Below are 18,226 nucleotides of genomic sequence, written 5' to 3'. Positions count from 1 at the left end.
TTCAGTGCCCCGGATTAGTTGTGGTTGTCGGTGTAAGGCAACAGGGCCAGGAAGCGCGCGCGCTTGATGGCGGTGTCCAGCTGGCGCTGGTAGATTGCCTTGGTGCCGGTCAGGCGAGCCGGGATGATCTTGCCGTTTTCTTGCACGAAGTCGCGCAGGGTGTCCAGATCCTTGTAGTCGATCTCTTCCACACCGGCGGCGGTAAAGCGGCAGAACTTACGACGCTTGAAGAGCGGGTTCTGCTGCGTGAATTTGCGTTTTTCCTTGCGTTTTCCGAAGAAAGCCATGATATGTGCCTCTTTGTTTGAGGGGGCCGGGTTTTACCCGAATCGGGCCCGAATCCCCATAACCTATCCGAATTCAGAAGGCGCTCATCGCGCCTCTTGCTCATTCCCTTCAGGCCACCAGCGGATCGCGTCCTGCGCTGCCGCCGATCTTGCGCGCCTGCTGCAAATGCAGCTTGATCTTCACCGAGTCCTTGCGGGCGGGAGCCAAAAACCCCTGCACCAGCAATTCGGACCCTAACGCGGTGTTCTTCAACAGCAACGCCAGATCACCCAGTGCCACGGCCGTGATCGTCAGTTCAACACGGCGCGGAAGGCCGGCTTCAATGACTTCGGACTCGTGAGCCAGCAGCATTTCCAGCGCTGGCAGTCCGGCGGGAGTGTGGCGCAAAGGCTCGCATTCGAGAACGCGGGCGCTGAGTTCCAGCTTGTTCATCCTGCCAGGCACCGAGGGGACCACATGGGAATAGCTCTGCGTGAGCCCTGCTTACTCGGCCTGAGCCGCGGCCGCTTCCGCCGAAGCCTTGCGGGCTTCTTCGCGCTCGACCGACTTCATCATGATCGAGGGCGTGGTCTGGGCCTTCTTGGTCTTGATGACCAGGTGGCGCAGAACGGCGTCGTTGTAGCGGAACGAGTGTTCCAGCTCATCCAGCGTGGCTTGGCCGCACTCGATGTTCAGGCAGACGTAGTGAGCCTTGACGAGCTTCTGGATCGGGTAGGCCAGTTGACGGCGACCCCAGTCTTCCAGGCGGTGAACCGAGCCGCCTTGGCCCGTGACCAGCGCTTGGTAACGCTCGACCATGGCGGGCACTTGCTCGCTTTGGTCGGGGTGAACGATAAACACCACTTCGTAGTGACGCATGAGTAAAACTCCTTGAGGATGTCTCGCTGGCCTGGCGTCCTGCACCCGCGCTTTCCATCACGGATGTTCGCTGCGGTTTTGGCACGCAACAGGGGGGGGTGACGCCGGCCCGCAAGGGGCAGCCCGCTACCCAAAAACCATGGGCGGTCGAGCAAGAAAGCTCTCGATTATCGCCGATCGGGCTGCCCGATGCAAGCAGCCCCGTCCTGAAAAAATCAGGGACGCGCCATTTCCCCGCCGGCATCCAGGCCCGGGGCCGCGTCGGCCGGCTCGATTTCCCGGGACCGGTTGACCACGCTGACCATCACGTAGCTGATGATCATGAGCAGAAACCAGGAACCCAGCTTGGCGGCGGACACCCACTCCCAGCCGCCGGACTGGTTCGGGTAGCGCCAGGCGTTGGCGAAGGTGCCGATGTTCTCGGCGAACCAGATGAACAGCGCCACCAGGACGAACCCCAGCAACAGGGGCATGCGGCGGTAGTCCCGCCAGATCCGGAAATACACCCAGGTGCGGGCGAACAGAACGGCGGTCAGCGCAAAAAGCGCCAGCCTGAAGTCCGTGATGAAGTGGTGCGCGAAGAAATTCACGTAGATCAGCACGGACAGGAATATCGTGGCCGCCAGCGGCGGATGCGCCCGGAAACGGAAGTCGAACAGGCGCCAGACCCGCGCCAGGTAGCTGCCCACCGCCGCGTACATAAAGCCCGTGAACAGCGGCACGCCGCCGATCCGCAGCACGCTGGCTTCCGGGTAGATCCAGGAGCCCGCCGCAGTCTTGAACAGCTCCATCCCCGTGCCCACGACGTGGAACATCAGGATCACGCGGGCCTCGCTCCAGGTTTCCATGCGCAGCGCCAGCAGCGCCGCCTGAATGCCCAGCGCGGCCAGCGTCAGGAAGTCGTAGCGGGCCAGGACGGCGTCCTTGGGATACCACCAGTGGGTGCCCAGGAGCAGCGCGCACATCAGGCCGCCGAACAGACAGGCCCAGGCCTGCTTCGCGCCGAAACGGAGGAATTCGTAGAACGCGGCGCCCAAACGTCCGCGGCCGGCCAGATTGCTGGCCAGCCGCGATTCCCGATCCTGCAGCCGGGCGATTAGCGGCCAGTCATTGGCCGCCGGATGGCGCACCGAAGGCTCAGCCTTCCACGACGGCGTAGGCCGAGTGGTTGTGGATCGATTCGAAGTTCTCGGCCTCCACGCGATAGCGGGCGATGCCGGGATGCGCGTTCAGGCGGGCCGCCACGTCGCGCACCAGGTCTTCGACGAACTTGGGGTTGTCGTAGGCGCGCTCGGTGACGTACTTTTCGTCGGGGCGCTTCAGCAGGCCCCACAGTTCGCAGGAACCTTCCTCTTCGATCAGGCGGATCACGCTGTCCATGCCGATGTCGCCATTGAGGATGGCCGACACGGTGACATGCGAGCGCTGGTTGTGCGCGCCGTATTCGGAGATGGCCTTGGAACACGGACAGAGGCTGGTGACCGGCACCTGCACGATGAGCTCGAACTCGACCGCTTCGCCCTGGGCGCGCGCGATCCACTGGACTTCGTAGTCGAGCAGGCTCTGCACCCCCGAGATCGGGGCGGACTTGTTGATGAAATACGGGAACGACGCCGTGATGTCGCCGCGTTCAGCATGCAGCAGTGGCAGCATGTCGGCCGCCATGGCGCGGAACAGGGCCGGCGTCATGGGCGTGCTGCGGTATTTTTCGAGCAGCGCCACGAAGCGGGACATATGCGTCCCCTTTTCTTCGGGGGGCAGCGCCACCGTCAGCGTCCAGTTGGCCACGGTGCCTTGGGGCGAACCGTCGCCGCTTTCAACCAGCATGGGGTGGCGCACGCCACGGATACCCACGCGCTGAATCGGGATGTGCCGGGTGTCCGCCGAACTCTGGACGTCGGGCATCACGATGGCGGGGTCGATCGGAGAATTCATTTCGGCTTACCTGTCTAGGCGTTCAGTCGTGGATATGCACGGGCCTAGGAATCTAGAGAAGGGGAGCATTATCGCCCATACTCCGGCAATCGCCAGGGAAAACCCTTTTCTTCGTAGGTTAGCGGGGCCGGAACAGTGTGTTTCATCCATGCGGGCCCGGGCGCGGCGCCCCGGCCTGCATGGAGAGCCGTTCAGCCGAGCAGGCCGGCGTAGCGGGCGCGGATCGAACGCTCGATGCCGGCGGCATCCAGGCCGATGCCGGACAGCAGGGCCGATTGCTCGCCGTGGTCGATGAACTCGTCGGGCAGGCCCAGCTGCAGCACCGGAATCAGCACGCCGGCGGCGGCCAGCGTTTCCAGCACGGCGCTGCCCGCGCCGCCCATGATGGACGCATCTTCCAGCGTGACCAGCGCGTCGTGGCGGGCGGCCAGGTCGAGCACCAGTTCGCGGTCAATCGGCTTGGCAAAGCGCATATCGGCCACGGTCGCGTCCAGTTTTTCGGCGGCGCCGAGAGCGGCCTGGACCAGGGTGCCAAAGCCCAGGATGGCGATCCGGGCGCCTTCGCGGCGCACCACGCCGCGTCCGAGTTCCACCGTATCCAGCCCGGGCGTTTCCGCCGCGCCGCAACCCGCGCCACGCGGATAGCGCACCGACGCGGGGCCGGGATGCTGATAACAGGTGGACAGCAGCAAGCGCGTTTCGTTTTCGTCCGACGGCGTGGCCACCACCATGTTGGGCACGCAGCGCAAGAAGGCGATGTCGTAGTTGCCCGCATGGGTGGCGCCGTCAGCGCCGACGATGCCGGCGCGGTCCAGCGCGAACGTGACGTCCAGGCTCTGCAGCGCGACATCGTGGATGAACTGGTCGTAGCCGCGCTGCAGGAAGGTGGAATAGATCGCGACCACGGGCTTCTGGCCTTCGCAGGCGATGCCGGCGGCGAAGGTCACTGCGTGCTGCTCAGCGATGCCCACATCGAAATACCGTTGCGGGAAGCGCTTTTCGAATTCCACCAGCCCGCTGCCTTCGCGCATGGCCGGGGTGATGCCGACCAGGCGGGTATCCTGCTCGGCCATGTCGCACAGCCACTGGCCGAACACCTGGGTGAACGTGCGCTTGCCCGGCGCCTTGGATTGCTGGATGCCGACGGCGGGGTCGAACTTGCCGGGGCCGTGGTACAGGACTGGGTCGGCCTCGGCCAGTTTGTAGCCCTGCCCTTTCCGCGTCACCACGTGCAGGAACTGCAGGCCCTGCAGCGCCTTCAGGTTCTGCAGGGTGGGCACCAGCGCGTCCAGGTCGTGGCCGTCGATGGGGCCGACGTAGTTGAAACCGAATTCCTCGAACAGCGTGGCCGGCGTGACCATGCCCTTGGCGTGTTCTTCGAAGCGGCGCGCCAATTCCAGCACCGGCGGCACGTGCTGCAGCACCGCGCGGCCGACGTTCTTGGCCGCCGCATAGAAACGGCCCGACATCAGGCGGGCCAGATAGCGGTTCAGCGCCCCCACCGGCGGCGAGATCGACATGTCGTTGTCGTTCAGGATCACCAGCAGATTGATGTTGGGCGTGACGCCCGCGTTGTTCATGGCCTCGAACGCCATGCCGGCGGACATGGCGCCGTCGCCGATGATGGCGATGTGCTGGCGCTGCACGCCGGCGTTGCGCGACGCGACCGCCATGCCGAGCGCGGCCGAGATGGAGGTCGACGAGTGCGCCGTGCCGAAAGCGTCGTACTCGGATTCGCTGCGCTTCGGGAAACCCGAGATGCCGCCCTGCTGCCGCAGTTGGGCCATGCCGGCGCGGCGGCCGGTCAGGATCTTGTGGGGATAGGACTGATGGCCCACGTCCCAGACGATGCGGTCATGGGGCGTATCGAATACCTGGTGAAGGGCCAGCGTGAGCTCGACGGTGCCCAGGTTGGACGACAGGTGCCCGCCCGTTTTGGATACCGATTCCAGCACGAAGCCTCGCAGCTCGTCGGCAAGCTTCTTGAGCTCGCGGCGATCCAGGCGCTTGAGGTCTGCCGGGGATTGAATGCGGTCCAATAAATCTGTCGTCATGCTTTTATATGGTTCGTTGGCCCGGCCTGCATCCAGCCCGGGCTTGTCTCGGCTCAGCGGTCTCGTAGGACGATGAAATCCGCCAGTTCGGCCAGGCGCGAGCCCGCGTCGCCCAGCGGGGCCAGCGCGGCCAGCGCGTCCTCGCGCAGTTCTCCGGCAAACGCCCGCGCCTCGGACAGCCCCAGGAGCGATACGTAGGTGGGTTTGTTCTCGGCCGCGTCCTTGCCCGGCGTCTTGCCCAGGCTGGCGCTGTCGGCGGTCACGTCGAGGATGTCGTCCACGACCTGGAACGCCAGGCCCACCGCTTGCGCATAGGCGTCCAGCGCCTGGCGCGTGGCCGAGCTGGCGCCGGCGACGATTCCGCCCAGGGCCACGCTGCACGCGAGCATGGCGCCCGTCTTCATGCTGTGCATGGTCTGGAGTTCGTCGCGCGACAGCGCGCGGCCGACGCTAAACAGGTCGATAGCCTGGCCGCCCGCCATGCCCTGGCTGCCCGCGGCCCGTGCCAGCGACTGGGTCGCCTGCACGATCAGCGCGGGCGCGATCGGCATGGAGGCCAGCAGATCGAAGGCCAGTGGCTGCAGCGCATCGCCCGCCAGCATGGCGGTGGCTTCGTCGAATTGCACGTGCGCCGTGGGCCGGCCGCGGCGCAGCGTGTCGTCGTCCATGCAGGGCAGGTCGTCGTGCACCAGCGAATAGGCGTGGATCAGCTCCACCGCGGCGGCGGCGCGGTCCAGCGAGGCCTCGACGGCCAGCACGCTGCCGCTGACGGGGCAGGCCTGCCCCGCCGCATAGACCAGCGCCGCCCGCACCCGCTTGCCGCCGCCGAGCACGGCGTACCGCATGGCTTCGTGCAGGCGGGCGGGCAGCGCATCCGCGGAGGGCAGGAGATCGTCCAGGACCTCTTCGACGTGCCGCACGCGTCCCTGCAGCCACTCCGGAAAGGCGAGTTGATTTTGCTTCATCGGGTTCTTATTCGTCATCCAGCGCCGCCGGGTCCAGCGGGCGCAGCAAGTCGCCTTCCAGGACCTTCACCTGCTGCTCAGCCTGCGCCAGGCGATCCTGGCAGACTCGCGTGAGCGCCACGCCGCGCCGGTAGGCAGCCAGCGATTGCTCGAGCGGCAACGATCCGTCTTCCATGGCCGCGACCAGCGATTCGAGTTCGGCCAGCGCCGTTTCGAAATCCTGGGGCAAGGGACGGTCATCGACCTGCGGGTCGGCTTGTGAGGGTTTGGCCAAACGGGTCTCCGAGGACGCTAGGGGTGGATCAATCCGTGAATTGTACGAGATACCCAAGCCCTGCCCCGATGCCCCGCGCGTCTCAGGCCGGCGCCCCCGCAAGTCCCGCGATCGCGGCCCGCAGCAATGGCGCCACGCGCGTCCGCAGCTCGGCCTCGGGCAGCAGGCCGGCGGGCCCTCCGCAGCTCATGACGAACACGCCTTCGCCCGTAACCGACGAAAACGGAACCGCGACGGCATTGATGCCCGATTGCCACTCGCCGATGGCGAAGCAGCAGCCCGACTCGCTCAGCTCGGCGCGAGCGCGCTCGATGGCGGCGCCCGCCGGTGCGGTCTCGCCCAGGCGCGCCAGCGCGTCGTTGCACGCCGGGACAGGCAGGCTCGCCAGGTAGGCCCGGCCCATGGCGCTGTCCAGGCTCGCGCGGTAGCCGACCGGCAGGCGCAGATAGAGCGCCGAAGACCCGTGGATGGCCTCGACATAGGTCATGGCGTCGCCGTCGAAGGCGCCCAGGGCGACCGCGCCGCCCGTGCCGCGGGCCAGTTCGGTCATGGACGCCTTGGCCAGTTCGCGCACTTCCAGGCCGGCCAGCAGGCCGAAGCCCAGCGCCAGGACCCCGTAGCCCGGCGAATACTTGCCCGTGTCCGGGTGATAGCGCAGATAACCCAACTCGGTCAGGGTGAAGGTGATGCGGCTGATCGTGGGCTTGGGCAGGCCGGTCAGCCGCGCCAGATCCAGGTTGCCCAGCGCGGTGACTCCGTGGCGGAAGCAGCGCAGCACGTCCAGTCCGCGCGCCAGCGCGGTAATGAAATCGGGCGAATTGGCGCCCTCTCCGCCGCCGGCCGTGCGCTTGCGGCGCGCGGGCAGGCTGAGTTCGACCTTGCCGTCCGGTTTGGCGGCGGGATGGACGATGCGCTTGGCGTCAGAAAAAGATTGCATTTCTATTCGCTTCGTTTTTATAGTTTATTTCGAATAACAAAATTAAATTCCATTTTGCGGAATTTAAATCATCCGAAGGGAACTGGCAAGAACGCAAACACGGCCAGGCCTGACGATCCACTCCTGTACGCGACATCAAGGGGAACACATGATACGCACGAGCTTCAAACTGCTGGCTACCCTGCTCCTCAGCGCCGCGGCGCTGGGCGCCCAGGCCGACACCTATCCCTCCCGCCCGATCAAGGTCGTCTCGCCCTTCCCGGCCGGCGGCGCCACCGATGTGCTGACGCGGATCCTGGCCGAGCGCATGGCCAAGACGCTGGGCCAGCCCATGATCGTCGAAAACAAGGCAGGCGCCGGCACCTCCATCGGCGCGGCGTTCGTCTCGCGCGAAGCGCCGGACGGCTACACCATCCTGATGGCCACCAACTCCACCCTGGTGACGAACCGCTACCTGTACAAGGAACTGCCCTACGATCCGGACGGCTTCGCCCGGATCGGCATGGTGGGCGTGGGGCCGCTGGTCCTGCTGTCCAGCCCCAAGCGGCCCTTCAATAGCACGCAGGACGTTGTCGCCTATGCCAAGCAGAACCCGGGCAAGCTGACGTTCGCCACGTTCGGCCCCGGCACCTCGTCCCACCTGGCCGGCGAACTCTTCAAAGCGCGCGCGGGCATCGACATCCTGCACGTGCCCTTCAAGGGCGCGACCCAGGCCCTGCCGGCGCTCATCAGCGGCGACGTGGACCTGTTCTTCGACATGGTGGCTACCGGCATGCCGCAGGCCGACGCGGGCAAGGTCAAGGTGTTCGCGATCACCAGCCCCACGCGCCTGGCCACGCAGCCCAAACTGGAAACGCTGGCCGAACAGGGCTACCCCGCGTTCGACCTGACCGCGTGGTTCAGCTTCGTCGCGCCCAAGGGCACGCCCGCCCCGGCGCTGGAGAAGCTGCAGCAGGCGCTGGCCGAAACGCTCCAGGATGAAACGGTGAAAAAGCGCATGCTGGACATGGGCATCGATCCACGGACCGGCACGGCGGCCGAACTGGACAAACAGATCAAGACCGAGCAGCCCATCATCTCGCAGCTAATCAAGCAGGCCAACATCGTCCTGCAATGACGGGCCGCGCCGTTTCGTGACAAGACGTTCGCGAAACGGCGTTAACAGGCCCTAACCGCTGGATACACCAGCCACGCGCTCCCGGCTGCTATGGTGAAACAAACACCAAACCGGGAGTCCGATGCCGTACCTGGAAGAAAGATATGCGCGCCTGGACGCGGCGCGCTGGCTGGCGGCCCTGGCCGTCGTCCTGTTGCACAGCGCGGCCATGATCGTCAGCAACCCCGCCGCCTATGGCGGGGGAGCCTGGCTGGCCGCCAATCTGTACGATTCGGCCGCCCGCTGGTGCGTGCCCGTTTTCGTCATGGTCAGCGGCGCCCTGCTGCTGGATCCCGACAAGCCGCAGGACGCCCGTCAGTTCTACAGCCGGCGCATGGCGCGGATCTGCGCGCCGCTGCTCTTCTGGACGCTTTTCTACCTGGCCTGGCGCACCGCGCTGGATTGGTGGGACGACGGCCGCATCGATTTTTCGTTCTGGCCGCGCAAGGTCGTGCAGGGCGAGCCCTACTACCACCTGTGGTACCTGTACATGATCGTGGGGCTGTACCTGTTCGCCCCGCTGACCCGCCTGCTCTATGCGCGCAGCACGCCGCGCGCGCGCGGGCTGTGGGTCGTCGGCATCCTGGGCGTGGCGATCCTGGACGCGCTGTACCGCCGCGCGCTGGGCGCGCCCGCCGGCTTTTTCCTGACCTGGTTCCTGCCGTATCTGGGCTACTTCGTGGCCGGCCGCCTGATCTTCGACGGCCAGATGCGCGTGCCGCGTCCCGGCCTGATGCTGGCGGCCAGCGTGGCCGCGACCGCGCTGGGCGTCTACACGATGTCCAGCAACCGGACGTTGGATACGTATTTCTATGATTATTTCAGCCTGACCGTGCCGTTCATGTCGTTGGCCGCGTTCCAATGGATCGTTTCCTCGCCGCGCGTCCCGCGGCTGGCTTCGCTGGCGCCCCTGACCTTCGGCGTCTATCTGATCCATCCGCTGTTCCTGGACGTGGCGCGCCGCGCCGGCGCCATGACGGGCGCCCGCAGCGATGCCTGGATGGTGCCTTTGCTGGCCGCGGCGGTCTTCGCGATGTCGGCCGCAAGCAGCTGGCTGCTGAGGCGGCACCCGGCCACCCGCAGGCTCGTCTGACGGCGCCGGCCCGCCCTCTGGCCAGGGCCGCCGCGAGCCCCCTGCCGGACTGAACCCGCTTCGCGCCGGCAACGGCTAAAACCGCTCCGTCACGGCGTCGCCAAGCTTCATGGATCGTCACGGGCGCAGGGGAAGGGCTTGGGGTACAATTCACGGCTTATTTGATCGGCCAGACACCGATTTTTCTTCGCGCCAGAACGGAATTCACCCAGCGGATTTCACTTGGCGGATTTGCCCAGCGGAATTCAAACCGGCGGATTTGGCCAGGCCTTCAAGCCCGGCCGGACAGGTCCCCCTTTGACGCTGGGCAAGGCCACCACGCCAATCTGCTTGGCTAAAAGCTCAACCGTCCTGGCTTTTTTATCCGAGCGGAGGGAATCATGACCGACATCGGTCGGATGGCACATGTAGTGCCAGCTCGCACCCAGCTACCCGTCAGCGCATATTTTGACGAAGCCCTCTTTGCCCGCGAGCAAGAACTCATTTTCAAGCAATCCTCGCAATACGTCGGCCACCAGAAATTGGTGCCCGAAACCGGAGACTGGCGTACGCTGGTCCAGGAAAACGGAGGGCGCGTGCTGGTCCGCAACCAGCAAGGCGTCGAACTCATCTCAAATGTCTGCCGCCACCGGCAGGCATTGATGCTTGGCGGTGAAACCGGCAATGTGGCCGGCAACTGCAACACGGCGGGCAATCTGAAGGCTACCGGCGGCAACATCGTGTGTCCGCTGCACCGTTGGACGTACAACAACCAGGGCGAGTTGTTGGGCGCGCCTCAGTTCGACACCACGCCCTGCATGAATCTGCAGAAGTTCCGGCTGCGCGATTGCCACGGCCTGCTGTTCGAAGGCCCGCGCGACCCGGCCTCCGACATGGCGTCGCTGTTCTCGCGGCCCGAGTTCGACTTCGGCGACTACGTGCTGGACCACGTCGAAGTGCACCAGTGCAACTACAACTGGAAGACCTTCATCGAGGTCTACCTGGAGGACTACCACGTCGGTCCGTTCCATCCCGGCCTGGGCCGCTTCGTCACGTGCGACGACCTGACCTGGGAGTTCAACGACTGGTACAGCCTGCAGCGGGTGGGCGTGCACAATGCGCTGGCGCAGCCGGGCTCGGACGTCTACAAGCAGTGGCATGACCGTCTGCTGGCGTTCCGCGAAGGCGACGCGCCCGATTTCGGCGCGGTCTGGGTCACGTATTTCCCGACCCACATGATCGAGCTCTATCCGCACGTGCTGGTACTCTCGACGCTGTATCCGAAGAGCCCCCAAGAAACGGTGAACGTGGTCGAGTTCTACTACCCCGAGGAAATCGCCGCCTTCGAGCGCGAATTCGTCGAGGCGCAGCGCGCCGCCTACATGGAAACGGCCATCGAGGACGACGAAATCGCCGAACGCATGGACGCCGGCCGCAGGGCCCTGATGCAGCGCGGCGTGAACGAAACCGGCCCCTACCAGTCGCCCATGGAAGACGGCATGCAGCACTTCCACGAATGGTATCGCCGCATCATGCAGGAGAAGCTCTGAAGCGCTGGGCTTCGGCGCCCCACCCCTGTAAAAAAGCCTCGCGAACGCGAGGCTTTTTTTTCCGGCGGAGCACTCCGGATCAGCGGCCCAGCGCGCCCGCGACGGTGCGCTCGCCGATAGCCAGCCCGACCGTCATGCCCACGCCCGAATGCATGACCGCCACCGTCGTGGCCGGATCGACCGGCATTACCGAAAACGGCGCCGGCCCGTGCGCGCCGTAGACGCCCTGCCAGCGCTCGAGCACGCGCAGGCGCGCGCCCAGGGCCTGCGAGGCCAGGTCCAGCATCGCGTCGTCCACCGTTTCGTCATTGAACGGCGGCGCATCCTGGCCATAGCGGTGCGAGTCGCCGATGATCAGTTCGCCATAGGGCGTGGGGCTGATCAGCAGATGGATGCCGTTCTCCAGCAGCATCGGTGTGCGCGCCCGGATTACGTCGCGCAGCGCCAGCGCCGAAGGCAGGTCCGAGAACGCGCCATAGTGCACGCAGGACAGCCCCGTGAGCAGCGGACGGTCCAGCGCGATGGGAGCCGTCTCGAACGCGGCGCGCAGCATCTGCAGGCGCGTGACCTCCAGGTTCAGCGGCGCGAACAATTCGGGCAGCAGGGTCAGGTAATCGTGGCCCGGGCAGACGAACACATGCCCCCCCTGGAATTCGCCCGCCGAGGAGCAGACCAGGCCGCCTTCCACGGCGCGCGCCAGCGTGCCGGTGATGAAGGTGACGCCCAGCGACTCGGCCAGGTAGCGCGTGATCGCCGGCAGCGCCTCGCGCGAGTAGATCTGCAGGTCGTCATGGCCTTGCAGGGCTGCGCAATGGTGCGCCAGCCGGCCGTCGTACAGGCGGGCGACCTCGCGGCCCGACAGCAGTTCGGCGCGGTAGCCTTCCTGCCGCATGCGCGTGTCGGCGAACTCCTGCAGTACGTCCGCCTCGTCGGCGTTGCGCGCCAGCACCAGGGCGCCATTGGCCCGCACGTGGAAGCCTACCTTGGCCGCCAGGTCCAGCCATAGTTCGCGGGCCTGCTGCGCGTGCGACAGCATCGTGCCGGGCGCCTGGCCCGTTACGATGACCTGGCCGAAATTGCGGATCGTGGCGCCATGCGCCTGGCGGCTGCGCTCGATCACGGCCACGGACAGGCCGCGCTTGGCGGCCGCCCAGGCGTGCGCGATGCCGAGCATGCCTGCGCCCACCACGACTACGTCGAAATTTTTCATCTCTGGAACACTGCGATAGGGATTGCGGCGGGGCCGCCCTGTCGGGCGCCCCGCCGGCGAACGGCGGCCGCTGCCGCCGCATCGGCGATTACTTCTTCTTCGGCTCGGACTTGCCGTCGTAACGCTTGGTCCATTCGGCGATGATGCGTTCGCGATTCGTGGCGGCCCACGTGAAATCGTTCTTGATCATGCGCTGAGTCAGGTCCGCGGGCAGGTTGGGGTTGACCGTGGCGACCGAGGGAATCGCCAGCACGGCGAAGTTGGCCTTGTACAGCTCGTTCGCTTCGCGGCTGGCCGAGAAGTCGGCCAGCTTGCGGGCGGCCTCCAGGTTCTTCGTGCCCTTGACGATGGCGGTGGCCTCGACTTCCCAGCCCAGCCCTTCCGACGGGAACACGGCTTCGACCGGCGCGCCATCGGCCTTCAGCTTCGCCGCGCGGTAGTCGAACGACACGCCGATCGGGAACTCGCCCGCGGCGGCCATGTTGCAAGGCTTGGAGCCCGAATGCGTGTACGAACCAATGTTCTTGTGCAGGGCGTCCATGTAGGCCCAGCCCTTGTCTTCGCCGAAGATCTGCAGCCAGGCGCTCACGTCCAGGAAGCCCGTGCCCGAGGACGCCGGGTTCGGCATCACGATCTTGCCGGCGTAGACCGGCTTGGTCAGGTCCTGCCACGAAGTGGGCTTGGGCAGCTTCTGCTTTTCGGCTTCGATGGTGTTGAAGCAGATGGCGGCGGCGTAGCCGTCCATGCCGACCCAGGCCGGCTCGGCCTTGGCGTCGCGCATGTTGGCGGCGATCTGGTCCAGACCCTTGGGCGCGTAGGGCTGCAGCATGCCTTCCTTGTCCATCAGGCCGAGGGCCGTGCCGGCCAGGCCCCAGATCACGTCCGCCTTGGGGTTGTTTTTCTCGGCCAGCAGCTTGGCGGCGATGATGCCGGTGGAGTCGCGCACCCACTGGATCTTGATGTCGGGATTGGCCTTCTCGAACGCGGCCTGGTAGGCCTTGATCTGGTCGGCTTCGAGCGCCGTGTAGACGGTCAGGGTGGTCTCGGCGGAGGCGGCGCCCATCGCGCCCGTCAGGGCGGCGGCCAGTGCAAGCAGCTTGTAGCGATTCATGAAGTACTCCGTGGGTAAGCGGAAAAAAGGCTGAAAAAGGCCTCCGGGGCCGGCCTGAGCCGGTCCCGTATGCGGTGCGTTGGGGTCGGTGAACGGTTAAGGGCGCCGGCCTGCGGACAAGCGGGATTCGACGTCGGCGATCACGGCGGGCAGGTCGGCAACGGTGTCGATCAGGTAGTGCGGCGCGGCGGGCGATAGTTCGGCGCTGGCACGCGAGCGCGCCTCCTGGCGGCCCGCCTCGTCCAGGCTCAGGTATTCGTCCAGCGTCAGGCCGGCGGCATTGCCGGAAAGCAGCAGCCCCACGGTCCACATGCCGGCGCGGCGCCCTTCCTCGATGCCCGGCGCGGTGTCGTCGACCTTGATGCAGGCGGCCACGTCCGACAGGCCCAGCTCCACCACGTTCTTCAGCGCCATGGCCGGCGCGGGACGGGCACGCGGCACATCGTCGCTGGCGACGATGCAATCGGGTTCCAGGCCCTCCGTGGCGGCGCGCTCGATCACGCGGCGCATGACGCTGTCCGGATAGCCGGAGCAGGAGCCAATCTTCAGGCCGCGCTGGCGCAGCGCGCGCAGCAGCTCGGCCACGCCCGGTATCGCCGCCGAATACTGGGCGACCTTCTCCAGCTGCATCGGCAGGAAGCGTTCATAGATGGCGGTCACGTCCTCGTCCGTGGGCAGGCGGCCGAACCGGGCCTGGTACTGGCTGGCGATGTCGGCTTCGTCGCACAGCGCGCGGATGTGATCCCACTTGCCCACGCCCATCGGGCCCCGGGCCTGCGTCAGCGACACCTCCATGCCGAACTGCGCGAATGCGTCGACGAACACTTTGGTGGGCGCGAAGGAACCGAAATCGACCAGCGTTCCGGCCCAATCGAAGATCACCGCCTCCAGGCGGACAGGCAAAGGCGAAACAGTCATGAGGTCATCCTTCAAGAAAATAGGCGGTCATTGCGCGGAGGGGCGGCGCCAGGCCTGGCTGCGCGCCACCAGGGCGCGGCTTGCCAAGTGCAGGACCAGCGCCGCAGCGGCCGAACTGGCCATGATCACGGTGCACATGGCGGCGGCGGGGCCGATGAAGCCGGCGTCGTCCATGTTCAGCACCGCGACCGCGGCCAGCACGGTGGACGGGCTGTACAGGAACACCACGGCGGACACCGTCGTCATGGCGGAAACGAACAGGTAGCGGGCGACGTCCAGCGCGGCTGGCAGGCACATCGGCAGGGTCACGCGCAGGAACGTGGTCAGGCGCGGCACCTTCAGCGACGCGGAAGCCGCTTCGAATTCGGGATCCAGCGCGTTGAGCGCCGTGGAGGCCGTCAGGTGCGCGCTGGTGTAGAAGTGGATGACCGTGCAGAGAACCAGCAGCGGCATGGTTCCGTACAGTACATTCAGCGGATTCATCGGGCTGTTGAAGAAGAAGATGTAGCCCAGCCCCAGCACCAGACCGGGCACGGCCATGGGCATCAGGGCCAGCATGCCGACCACCCCGCGCAGGCCGCGCGCCAGCGCGCTCCGGGCCGGCACCTTCTCCATCATCCAGGCGCCGGCGAAGACCACGGCGGTGCCCACCACAGCAGTGCAGAACGCCAGCTGCAGGCTGTTGCGCCAGGCCAGCCAGCCACCGCCGTCCATATTGTCGAAATCGTAGGACCGCAGCGACATGGACAGGTTGTAGGGCCACATCTTCACGAACGACGCCCACACCGCCACGCCGATGATCAGCAACAGGAACGCAGCCAGCACGCCCGCCAGCGCCAGGAACGCGGCGTCGCGGCGGCCGTTGGGCCCCGCGGCATAGGGCTGGGCGCGGCCGCTCATCTGGGCGCCCTGGCGGGCGCGCAGCCGGCGGTCCAGCGCGAAGGTCAGGATGGCGGGCAAGAGCAGCAACAGGCCGATGGCCGCGCCCTTGGGAAAGTTCTGCTGGCCGACCACGGCCTTGTAGGCCTCCATCGCCAGCACGTTGTAATCGCCGCCCACGACCTTGGGCACGCCGAAGTCCGTCACCGTCAGCGTGAACACCACACAGCAGGCGGAGAACACCGCGTAGCGGGTGCCGGGCAGGGTCACGGTCATGAACGTGCGCAAAGGGCCCGCGCCCATGGCGCGCGCGGCGTCGTAGAGGCGGCCGTCGGCCAGGGCCAGGCCGGTCAGCAGGATCATGAGCGCGTGCGGGAAGGTGTAGAACGCCTCGCCCACGACGATGCCCCAGAAACCGTAGATGGTTGCACCGCCGGTCAGGCCCTTGAGCAGCCCCTGGTTGCCCAGCAGGTAGACCAGGGCGATGCCCGGCAGCAGCGACGGCGCAAGCAGCGGCAGCAAGGCGATGGTGCGCAGCAACCCCTTGCCCGGCAGGCGCGTGCGCGTCAGGCCGTAGGCGAATCCGTAGGCGCAGGGCACGACCAGCAGCATCGTGACGACGCCCACCGCCAGGCTGCGCGCGACCATGCCCAGGAAACCGTCGCCGCCGATGATGCCGGCGACCACCGACAAGCCGGCCCAGTCGCCGTTGCCGTCGGTGACGGATTTGGCCAGGATCGCCACGAGGGGCAGCGCCAGGAACACCAGCAGGCACAGCGCCAGCGCGCCCTGCCCGCCCGCCAGGCCGGCGGCGCCGACCCAGGCAGGCAAGGGGCGGCGGCCCAGCGTTGGCACCGTGGCCGCGGCCGGAGCGGACGCGTTGGATGTCTGGATCATGGCGGGATCAAGCGTAGGCGCGTATCGCATGGCGCGGCAGCTCCACCCAGCAGCGGCTGGCAGCGTGAGGGCCCAGCAGGGCATCTCCGATTTCAGGGGACACGATGGAATGCACGGTAGCGCCGGGCACGCCCTCCAGGCGCAAGGCCAGGCGATAGCCCCGGCCCAGGAACACACCGTCCAGCACATCGGCGAGCATGGCGTTGGGCTGCTCCAGGCGCGACGTGCTGACGCGCACGGCTTCCGGCCGCACGAAGAGCCGGCCGCTGCGGGCGTCCAGCGCCTCGTCCACGGCCAGTTCCTGCCGGCCGACCCGGGCGCGGTGGGCGTCCACGCGCTCGAATGGCAGCCAGTTCGCCTCGCCCACGAAATCGGCGATGAAGGCCGAGCCTGGCTGGCGGTAGAGATCCCTGGGGGTGCCGTACTGTTCGATGACGCCGCCGTTCATGACGGCGATGCGGTCGGCCATCACCATGGCCTCTTCCTGGTCATGCGTCACCATCAGCGTGGTGATGGACAGCCGCTTTTGCAGGGCGCGCAATTCGATGCGCAGGTGTTCGCGCACCCGGGCATCCAGGGCGGACATGGGCTCGTCCAGCAGCAGCAGGGACGGTGAAGGCGCCAGCGCGCGCGCCAGGGCCACGCGCTGCTGCTGCCCGCCGGAGATCTGTCCCGGGTACTTTCCTGCCGCGCCCGCGAGCCCCACCAGCGTCAGCATTTCCTCGACACGGTTGGCGACGTGGTTGCGATGGGCGCGCTTGCCGCTCAGACCGTAGGCCACGTTCTGGGCCACGGTCAGATTGGGGAACAAGGCGTAGGACTGGAACAGGATGCCGTAGTCACGCGCTTGCGGCTCGGCATGGGAAATGTCGCGGCCCGACAGCACGATAGTGCCGCTATCCTGGCGCTCCAGGCCGGCGATGGCGCGCAGCAAGGTGGTCTTGCCGCAGCCCGAGGGGCCCAGCAGGCAGACCAACTCTCCGGCGCGGATGTCCAGCGAGACGTCCGACAGCGCGGTATGGCTGCCGAAGCGCTTCACGAGATGCCTGACGGAGAGAAATGCGTTGTCGCGTTCGGCCATGGGGCCTCCGGTTTGGGAACGCAGGCAGTATGAAAGGCGCGTATTGAGTGTTTATGACACTTCGCGCAAATGCAGTAATAAAAACATCAAATTATTTTGGTGTACTGGCGGTCTTGCGCATTGCGTCCATTTACCGCCCCTCGAACACCGTGCTTGTCGCCGAACTCAAATCCTTCTATGCCGTGGCCCGCTGCGGCACCGTCACCAAGGCCGCCGCCCAGTTGGGTGTCAGCCAGCCCACCGTGACGGGGCAACTGCGCCAGCTGGAATCGCGCTATGGCGTCGAACTGTTCCACCGGCAGGGACGCGGCATGCGGCTGTCGGACGCGGGCCACAGCCTGATGCCCATGGTGGAGAAGCTGGTCCAGCAGGAAACCGAGATCGACTTCCGCCTGCGCGACGCCAGCGACCTGCGCGAGGGCAATCTGCGCATCGGCGCCACCGGCCCCTACTACATCATGGATACGGTGCGCAGCTATAACCAGCGCTATCCGGGCATCGACCTGACCCTCGCGATCGGCAATTCGCAGAGCATGCTGCAGGCCCTGCACGATTACCGCATCGAGATTGCCACCTCATCCTTTCTAATGGATGACAAGCATCTGTACCGGCGGAGGATCGCCGCCGACCCCATCCGCGTGGTGACACACCGCGACCACCCGCTGGCCCGCCGCGGCCAGGTCCGCCTGGCCGACCTGGCCGAGCACGCCCTGCTCCTGCGCGAACCCGGCTCCATGACGCGCCAGCTGACGGAAGACGCCCTGCAGTCGGCCGGCGTGGCCGTGCGCCGCACGCTGGAGATCGGCAGCCGCGAATCGATCCGGCAAGCCATCCTGTGCGGCCTGGGGATCAGCCTGATCCCCTCGCGCGAAATCCCCTCGCACCCCGACCTGGCGGCCCTGGACATCCAGGGCGCCGACATCGTGATGCACGAATACCTGTACTGCCTGCGCGAGCGCCAACCGGTGCAGCTGATCGCGCGCTTTCTGGAGATGGCGCCGGCCGCGGGCTGACCGCGAGCAGCCCCGGCACGCCACCTCC

Annotated in this window: 18 protein-coding genes; 4 read left to right on the top strand and 14 right to left on the bottom strand. The window is 66.6% G+C overall.

The annotated features are described in order from the left end of the window. Positions 1–14: 14 nt before the first annotated feature. From rpsR to AGI3411_RS17295, 9 genes are all read right to left on the bottom strand, one after another. Positions 15–287 (bottom strand): 30S ribosomal protein S18, encoded by a 273-nt coding sequence (gene rpsR / locus AGI3411_RS17335; protein ID WP_006218308.1) that lies wholly within the window; start codon positions 285–287, stop codon positions 15–17. A 109-nt stretch (positions 288–396) separates the two neighbouring features. Continuing rightward, on the bottom strand, positions 397–720 hold the full coding sequence (priB, locus tag AGI3411_RS17330) for a primosomal replication protein N (RefSeq protein ID WP_129528602.1): 324 nt from the start codon (positions 718–720) through the stop codon (positions 397–399). A 51-nt stretch (positions 721–771) separates the two neighbouring features. Continuing rightward, positions 772–1,146, bottom strand: a complete 375-nt coding sequence (gene rpsF, locus AGI3411_RS17325) for a 30S ribosomal protein S6 (protein ID WP_129242709.1) — start codon at positions 1,144–1,146, stop codon at positions 772–774. Between the two features lie 215 nt (positions 1,147–1,361). After that, positions 1,362–2,276 carry a DUF817 domain-containing protein gene (locus AGI3411_RS17320; RefSeq protein ID WP_129528601.1) on the bottom strand — a complete coding sequence of 305 codons (915 nt, stop codon included), beginning with the start codon at positions 2,274–2,276 and terminating at the stop codon, positions 1,362–1,364. A gap of 7 nt (positions 2,277–2,283) precedes the next feature. After that, entirely contained in the window at positions 2,284–3,081 is a 798-nt protein-coding gene (folE2, locus tag AGI3411_RS17315) for a GTP cyclohydrolase FolE2 (RefSeq protein WP_129528600.1), read from the bottom strand. Between the two features lie 191 nt (positions 3,082–3,272). Continuing rightward, on the bottom strand, positions 3,273–5,135 hold the full coding sequence (gene dxs / locus AGI3411_RS17310; RefSeq protein ID WP_129528599.1) for a 1-deoxy-D-xylulose-5-phosphate synthase: 1,863 nt from the start codon (positions 5,133–5,135) through the stop codon (positions 3,273–3,275). A gap of 53 nt (positions 5,136–5,188) precedes the next feature. After that, positions 5,189–6,100 (bottom strand): polyprenyl synthetase family protein, encoded by a 912-nt coding sequence (locus AGI3411_RS17305; protein WP_129528598.1) that lies wholly within the window; start codon positions 6,098–6,100, stop codon positions 5,189–5,191. Positions 6,101–6,107: 7 nt separating this feature from the next. Next, positions 6,108–6,374: an exodeoxyribonuclease VII small subunit gene (locus tag AGI3411_RS17300; protein WP_129242699.1), complete on the bottom strand. Its 267-nt coding sequence runs from the start codon at positions 6,372–6,374 to the stop codon at positions 6,108–6,110. An 82-nt stretch (positions 6,375–6,456) separates the two neighbouring features. Next, complete coding sequence (locus AGI3411_RS17295) at positions 6,457–7,311, bottom strand: IclR family transcriptional regulator (RefSeq protein ID WP_129528597.1); 855 nt, start codon at positions 7,309–7,311, stop codon at positions 6,457–6,459. 148 nt (positions 7,312–7,459) lie between these two features. Between AGI3411_RS17295 and AGI3411_RS17290 the strand changes: the two genes are divergently transcribed. The 3 genes from AGI3411_RS17290 (at position 7,460) to AGI3411_RS17280 (ending at position 11,089) form a co-directional block, all read left to right on the top strand. Further along, entirely contained in the window at positions 7,460–8,428 is a 969-nt protein-coding gene (locus AGI3411_RS17290; RefSeq protein ID WP_129528596.1) for a Bug family tripartite tricarboxylate transporter substrate binding protein, read from the top strand. 121 nt (positions 8,429–8,549) lie between these two features. Next, complete coding sequence (locus AGI3411_RS17285) at positions 8,550–9,560, top strand: acyltransferase (protein WP_129528595.1); 1,011 nt, start codon at positions 8,550–8,552, stop codon at positions 9,558–9,560. Between the two features lie 380 nt (positions 9,561–9,940). Next, positions 9,941–11,089: an aromatic ring-hydroxylating oxygenase subunit alpha gene (locus tag AGI3411_RS17280; RefSeq protein WP_129528594.1), complete on the top strand. Its 1,149-nt coding sequence runs from the start codon at positions 9,941–9,943 to the stop codon at positions 11,087–11,089. Positions 11,090–11,168: 79 nt separating this feature from the next. Here AGI3411_RS17280 and AGI3411_RS17275 read toward each other — a convergent pair whose 3' ends face one another. From AGI3411_RS17275 to AGI3411_RS17255, 5 genes are all read right to left on the bottom strand, one after another. Then, positions 11,169–12,299: a TIGR03364 family FAD-dependent oxidoreductase gene (locus AGI3411_RS17275; RefSeq protein ID WP_129528593.1), complete on the bottom strand. Its 1,131-nt coding sequence runs from the start codon at positions 12,297–12,299 to the stop codon at positions 11,169–11,171. Positions 12,300–12,387: 88 nt separating this feature from the next. Next, a complete protein-coding gene (locus tag AGI3411_RS17270; protein WP_129528592.1) occupies positions 12,388–13,410 on the bottom strand; it encodes a putative 2-aminoethylphosphonate ABC transporter substrate-binding protein in 1,023 nt (340 codons plus the stop codon). Positions 13,411–13,506: 96 nt separating this feature from the next. Then, positions 13,507–14,328, bottom strand: a complete 822-nt coding sequence (phnX, locus tag AGI3411_RS17265; RefSeq protein WP_129528591.1) for a phosphonoacetaldehyde hydrolase — start codon at positions 14,326–14,328, stop codon at positions 13,507–13,509. 27 nt (positions 14,329–14,355) lie between these two features. Next, positions 14,356–16,104: a putative 2-aminoethylphosphonate ABC transporter permease subunit gene (locus AGI3411_RS17260; RefSeq protein ID WP_129528590.1), complete on the bottom strand. Its 1,749-nt coding sequence runs from the start codon at positions 16,102–16,104 to the stop codon at positions 14,356–14,358. 7 nt (positions 16,105–16,111) lie between these two features. Then, on the bottom strand, positions 16,112–17,185 hold the full coding sequence (locus AGI3411_RS17255; RefSeq protein WP_129528589.1) for a putative 2-aminoethylphosphonate ABC transporter ATP-binding protein: 1,074 nt from the start codon (positions 17,183–17,185) through the stop codon (positions 16,112–16,114). Between the two features lie 149 nt (positions 17,186–17,334). Here AGI3411_RS17255 and AGI3411_RS17250 point away from each other — a divergent pair, with 149 nt between their 5' ends. Continuing rightward, a complete protein-coding gene (locus tag AGI3411_RS17250; RefSeq protein ID WP_129528588.1) occupies positions 17,335–18,198 on the top strand; it encodes a LysR family transcriptional regulator in 864 nt (287 codons plus the stop codon). Positions 18,199–18,226 lie beyond the last annotated feature (28 nt).

The organism is Achromobacter agilis (assembly GCF_900496965.1).
GTDB lineage: Bacteria > Pseudomonadota > Gammaproteobacteria > Burkholderiales > Burkholderiaceae_B > Achromobacter > Achromobacter agilis.
This window is presented reverse-complemented; position numbering and strand designations above follow the sequence as displayed.